Origin of the sequence: Streptomyces lancefieldiae (genome assembly GCF_031845825.1) — a bacterium.
Classification (GTDB): domain Bacteria; phylum Actinomycetota; class Actinomycetes; order Streptomycetales; family Streptomycetaceae; genus Streptomyces; species Streptomyces lancefieldiae.
The window spans coordinates 1-5,087 of record NZ_JAVRFH010000130.1; the positions used below are offsets into that span (position 1 = coordinate 1).

Consider the following 5,087-nt stretch of genomic DNA (forward strand, 5'->3'; position numbering starts at 1 on the left):
ATCGGGTCACCCAGCTTCGTCCCCGTACCGTGCGCCTCCACCACGTCCACATCCGCCGCGGACAACCCCGCGTCCGCCAGCGCCGCCCGGATCACCCGCTGCTGCGCCACCCCACTGGGCGCCGTCAATCCGGCGGACGCGCCGTCCTGGTTGACCGCCGAGCCCCGCAACACCGCCAGCACCCGGTGACCGTTGCGCCGGGCGTCCGACAGCCGCTCGAGGAGCAGCATGCCCACGCCCTCGCCCCAGGCGGTGCCGTCGGCCGCAGCGGCGAAGGCCTTGCACCGGCCGTCCGGGGCCAGCCCGCGCTGCAGGCTGAACTCCACGAAGGTGTCCGGGGTGGACATCACGGTGACACCGCCCGCCAGCGCCAGCGAGCACTCCCGCCCGCGCAGCGCCTGCATCGCGGAGTGCATGGCGACCAGCGAGGAGGAGCAGGCGGTGTCCACCGTCATCGCCGGGCCCTCCAGCCCGAGGCTGTAGGCGACCCGGCCGGAGAGGATGCTGCCGGCGGTGCCGTTGCCGAGGTAGCCGGCCAGTTCCTCCGGCACGTCGCGCACCCAGGAACCGTAGTCGTGGTACATCACACCGGCGAACACACCGGTCGGGGTGCCGCGCACCGCGCGGGGGTCGATGCCCGCCCGTTCGAACGCCTCCCAGGAGACCTCCAGCAGCAGCCGCTGCTGCGGGTCCATCGCCAGCGCCTCGCGCGGCGAGATCCCGAAGAAGTCCGCGTCGAAGTCGGCGGCGTCGTGGAGGAAACCGCCCTCGCGCACGTAGGAGGTGTTCGGCCTGCCCGGCTCGGGGTGGTAGAGCGCGTCGACGTCCCAGCCGCGGTCGGCGGGGAAGGCGGAGATGCCGTCGGTACCGGACGCGACCAGCCGCCACAGCTCCTCGGGCGAGGTGACACCGCCGGGGAAACGGCAGGCCATTCCCACCACGGCGATCGGGGCGTGCCGCTCTTCCTCGATGTCGCTGAGCCGCTGCCGCGCCTCGCGGAGGTCCGCGGTCGCGCGCCTAAGGTAGCTGAGAAGCTTTTCTTCGTTCCCCACCAACGTCACCCATCGCTCCGGTCGGACCGTATGGGGGCCGGACGGACGGAAACACCACGGGGACCGCATGGCGGCATTCCATTCCACCGCCGTGCGTCGGAGGTCATTCCTTGTTTTCCCACCGCGGCAGTGCCGTGTGCGTGTTTCCGAGAACGGCTCACCCCGAGGTTTCCACGCCCAATACCGTCGGCACGATACCGGCGGCCTTTTGGCCGAACCACCCCTAGGCTGCGCGACCCCAGCGCCCCCCAGAGACTCCGGGACTCCCCCTCGGCCAGGCGCCCTGACGCAGCGCCGCGACGGCCGTCCACGGCCCGCCCCGGCCGGCCGGCCGGGGCCGGGGTAGGGGTTGCGGCGCGGGGCGGGGGGCTGGCACGGTCACCGTAGGATTTCGCCATCCGTATGCGGACACGATCCCGGGCACCCGTATGCACGGACACCCGCACATGAACCGGAATTGAGGTCGCGGAAAAGACATGTCCTCTGCTGCCCACCTGACGGGGCTGTGGCTCCGCAGCTTCCACCCGTCGCCGAAGGCCACCGCCCGGCTGGTGTGCCTGCCCCACGCGGGCGGTTCGGCGTCGTACTTCTTCCCGGTGTCGAAGGCGCTGTCCCCCGACGTCGAGGTGCTGGCGGTGCAGTACCCGGGCCGTCAGGACCGGCGGGGCGAGCCGTGTCTGGAGAGCGTCGACGAGCTGGCCGACCACGTCGCGCGTGACCTCGGCGCGCTGACCGACCGGCCGCTGGCGCTCTTCGGGCACAGCATGGGTGCGAGCGTGGCGTTCGAGGTGGCGCGGCGGCTGGCGGGGACGGACGTCCCGCTGCTGGGTCTGATCGCCTCCGGCCGGTCGGCCCCCTCCAGCACCTGGGGCGCGGACGTGCATCTCCGGGACGACGCGGGGATCCTGCGGGAGCTGCGCGAGCTGAGCGGCACCGACGCCCGGCTCTTCGACGACGAGGAACTGCTGCGGATGATCCTGCCGGCGGTCCGCGGGGACTACACCGCGGTGGCCCGCTACCGCTGCGCGCCGGGGGTGCGGATCGCCTGCCCGGTCTCCGTGCTGGTGGGCGATGCCGACCCGCAGGTGCCGCCGGCACAGGCCGAGCGGTGGCGCGACCACACCGACGGCGCCTTCGACCTGCGGGTCTTCCCCGGTGGGCACTTCTATCTCAATGAGCGGGCGGACGAGGTGACCGCGGCGATCGCGGACCGTGTCGCGCGCTGGTCGGCCGCCGCGGCGCGGACCGTCTGAGCGCTTCGGCGGCCGAGAAGGCCGGCCCGGGTGGGCTGCGAGCCCACCCGGGCCGGTTCGGCGCCCGAGCGGCGGGGGACCCGCTCGGCGCACGCTCAGTGGCGGACTCCGCTCAGCGCCGGGTGTGCTTGAGGAAGCGGGCCATGGTGAAGGCCGTGGTGACCACCAGGATCGGCACCCACCAGGCGAACGCCAGCCAGACCTGGTTGCCCACCGGCAGGTCGATCAGCAGGGAGCGGACCGCGTTGACCACGGGGGTGAAGGGCTGGTTGTCGACGACGGCCTTGAGCACGGTCGGCATGTTGTCCGAGGGCACCAGGGCGCTGCTGGCGTACGGCAGGAAGACCAGGATCATGGCGTAGCCGCTGGCCGCCTCGACGCCTCCGGCGAGCACCCCGAGCAGGGTGGCCATCCAGGAGATCGCCAGCATGAAGACCAGCAGGACGGCGCCGGCGGTCAGCCACTCCGTCGCGGTCGCGTCGGGGCGGAAGTCGACCAGGTACCCGACGCCGACGACCAGCGCGACGGAGACGATGTTGCGCAGCACCGCGGAGACCACGTGGCCGACCAGGACGGCGGGGCCGAACATCGGCATCGTCCGGAAGCGCTCCACGATGCCGTTCTGCAGGTCGTTGGCGACGCCGACGGCGGTGGCGGAGGCGCTGAAGGCCACGCTGAGCACGATCACACCCGAGATCAGGTAGTTGACGTAGCTCGGGCCGCCGGTGTTGATGGCACCGCCGAAGAGGTACCGGAACAGCAGCAGCAGCATGATCGGCAGGGCTATCGCCTGGATGATCTCGTCGACGTTGCGGAACAGGTGCCGCAGGCTGCGACGGACGAGGACGGTGCAGTCCGCGAGGACCGGGCCCAGCCCGCTGCGCTCGGGTGCGAAGGTCTGGCTCACTTGACGCCTCCGAGCGTGGGGGTGGTGAGCGAACGGAAGACGTCGTCGAGGGTCGGCTGGTGCAGGGCCACCTTCGACACCTGGATGTTCGTCTCCGCCGCGCGGTTCAGCAGGCGGCGGACGTCCTCGACCCCACCGACGGGGACGCTGATGGTGTTGTCGTCGATCCGCTCGCCGTCGTAGAGGGCGTGCGCCATCGCCAGGTCGGGCGCGGCGAACGTCAGCTCGACCCGCTCGGAACCGACCCTGCGCTTCAGCTCGTCGGCGGTTCCCTCGGCTGCCACCAGGCCGTCGTTGATCACCACGATGCGGTCGGCCAGCTGGTCGGCCTCCTCCAGGTACTGCGTGGTGAGCAGCACCGTGGTGCCACCGGCCATCAGCGCGCGGATGGTGTCCCACATCGCCATCCGGCTGGTGGGGTCGAGGCCGGTGGTGGGCTCGTCGAGGAAGAGCACGGGGGGCTTGTTGATCAGGCTGACCGCCAGGTCCAGCCGGCGGCGCATACCGCCGGAGTAGGTCTTGGCCTGTCTCCTGCCCGCGTCGACCAGGTCGAACTGCTCCAGCAGCTCGGCGGCGCGGCGCTTGGCGGCTCGGCCCCCGAGGCCGAAGAGCTGGCCCATCATGACGAGGTTCTCCTCGCCGGTGAGCAGCCCGTCGACGGCGGTGCTCTGCCCGGTGAGACCGATGATGCGGCGCACCGCGCGGGGCTCGGTCACGATGTCGTGCCCGTGAATGGTCGCAGTGCCACCGTCGGCCCTCAGTAATGTGCTGATGATTTTGACGGTGGTGGTCTTACCGGCACCGTTCGGCCCCAGAAGAGCGAGCATCGTGCCCGATTCGACCTGAAAGTCGACCGACTTGAGGACTGTCACGTCGCCGTACGACTTGCGCAGCCCTCTTACTTCGATCGCATAGCTACCATTCATCCAAAAACACCTCCCGACAAGCAAAACTCTATACGCCATACACTCAGGTATAAGTGATACACAGTTTGCGCGAGTACGTCAAGCCGATCACGGAGCGAAATGACGCCGACACGGAAGAGCAAGGAAACACAGGTGAAGCCACTGGATGTCCTGTGGGGAGGTGAGCGCCCCCGCCCCGCACGGGGCCCCAGACCGGGCCTCTCGGTGGACAAGATCGCCGCCGCGGCGATCCGGATCGCCGACGAGGAGGGCCTGGACGCCCTGTCGATGCACCACGTCGCCGGCAAGCTCGGCTACACGGCGATGTCCCTCTACCGCTATGTGCCGAGCAAGGAGCAACTGGTCGACGTCGTCTACGACCGCGCCCTGGGACCGCCGCCCACCGCCGGCCGCACCGGGCAGCCCGCGACGGACGACCCGGACGGTTCGGACGGTTCGGGCGCCGCGCGCGACTGGCGCGCCGAGGTGCGCGGCTGGGTGCGGTCGATGCTGACGGTCTACCAGCAGCACCCGTGGCTGCTGGACATCACCACCAGCAGCCCGCCGCTCGGCCCCAACCAGCTGGCCTGGCTGGAGGCGCTGCTCCAGGCCTTCGCCGGGATCGGGCTGACGGACGAGGAGATGCTGCACCTGGTGATGTTCGTGACCGGTGCGGTGCGCGACCTCGCCCACACCTCCAGCGAGATGGCCCAGGCCCCCGAGAAGACCGGGGTGTCGATGGAACAGATCGGAGAGGGATACGCGGACGCCATGCGGCACCTCGCCGACAGCGCACGCTTCCCCATGCTTGCCCGGCTGGTGGGGAGCGGCACGTTCGAGCCGAACGAAACCCCCTACAACGACACCGTGCCCAGCCTGGACTTCGGGCTCGAGCTCCTGCTCGACGGGGTGGAGGAGCACGTGCGGAGGAGGCTGCGCGGCTGATCCGGACATGGCGGCGCGCGCCACC

At 70.7% G+C, this 5,087-nt stretch carries 5 protein-coding genes; 2 read left to right on the plus strand and 3 right to left on the minus strand.

Annotation, left to right across the window (positions count from 1 at the left end):
* On the minus strand, positions 1 to 1,052 hold a 1,052-nt coding region (locus RM812_RS40455), incomplete at its 3' end, for a beta-ketoacyl synthase N-terminal-like domain-containing protein (protein WP_311585749.1).
* Positions 1,053 to 1,528: 476 nt separating this feature from the next.
* On the opposite strand from RM812_RS40455, the gene RM812_RS40460 reads away from it, so the two are divergent.
* Positions 1,529 to 2,305, plus strand: a complete 777-nt coding sequence (locus RM812_RS40460) for a thioesterase II family protein (RefSeq protein ID WP_311585751.1) — start codon at positions 1,529 to 1,531, stop codon at positions 2,303 to 2,305.
* A 112-nt stretch (positions 2,306 to 2,417) separates the two neighbouring features.
* On the opposite strand, the gene RM812_RS40465 is transcribed toward RM812_RS40460, so the two are convergent.
* Together RM812_RS40465 and RM812_RS40470 are read right to left on the minus strand one after the other, a co-directional pair.
* Positions 2,418 to 3,212 (minus strand): ABC transporter permease, encoded by a 795-nt coding sequence (locus RM812_RS40465; RefSeq protein ID WP_311585753.1) that lies wholly within the window; start codon positions 3,210 to 3,212, stop codon positions 2,418 to 2,420.
* Complete coding sequence (locus RM812_RS40470; RefSeq protein ID WP_311585755.1) at positions 3,209 to 4,138, minus strand: ATP-binding cassette domain-containing protein; 930 nt, start codon at positions 4,136 to 4,138, stop codon at positions 3,209 to 3,211. The genes RM812_RS40465 and RM812_RS40470 overlap by 4 nt, the downstream gene beginning before the upstream one ends.
* A 132-nt stretch (positions 4,139 to 4,270) precedes the next feature.
* On the opposite strand from RM812_RS40470, the gene RM812_RS40475 reads away from it, so the two are divergent.
* A complete protein-coding gene (locus tag RM812_RS40475) occupies positions 4,271 to 5,062 on the plus strand; it encodes a TetR/AcrR family transcriptional regulator (protein WP_311585757.1) in 792 nt (263 codons plus the stop codon).
* The last annotated feature ends 25 nt before the right edge of the window (positions 5,063 to 5,087 follow it).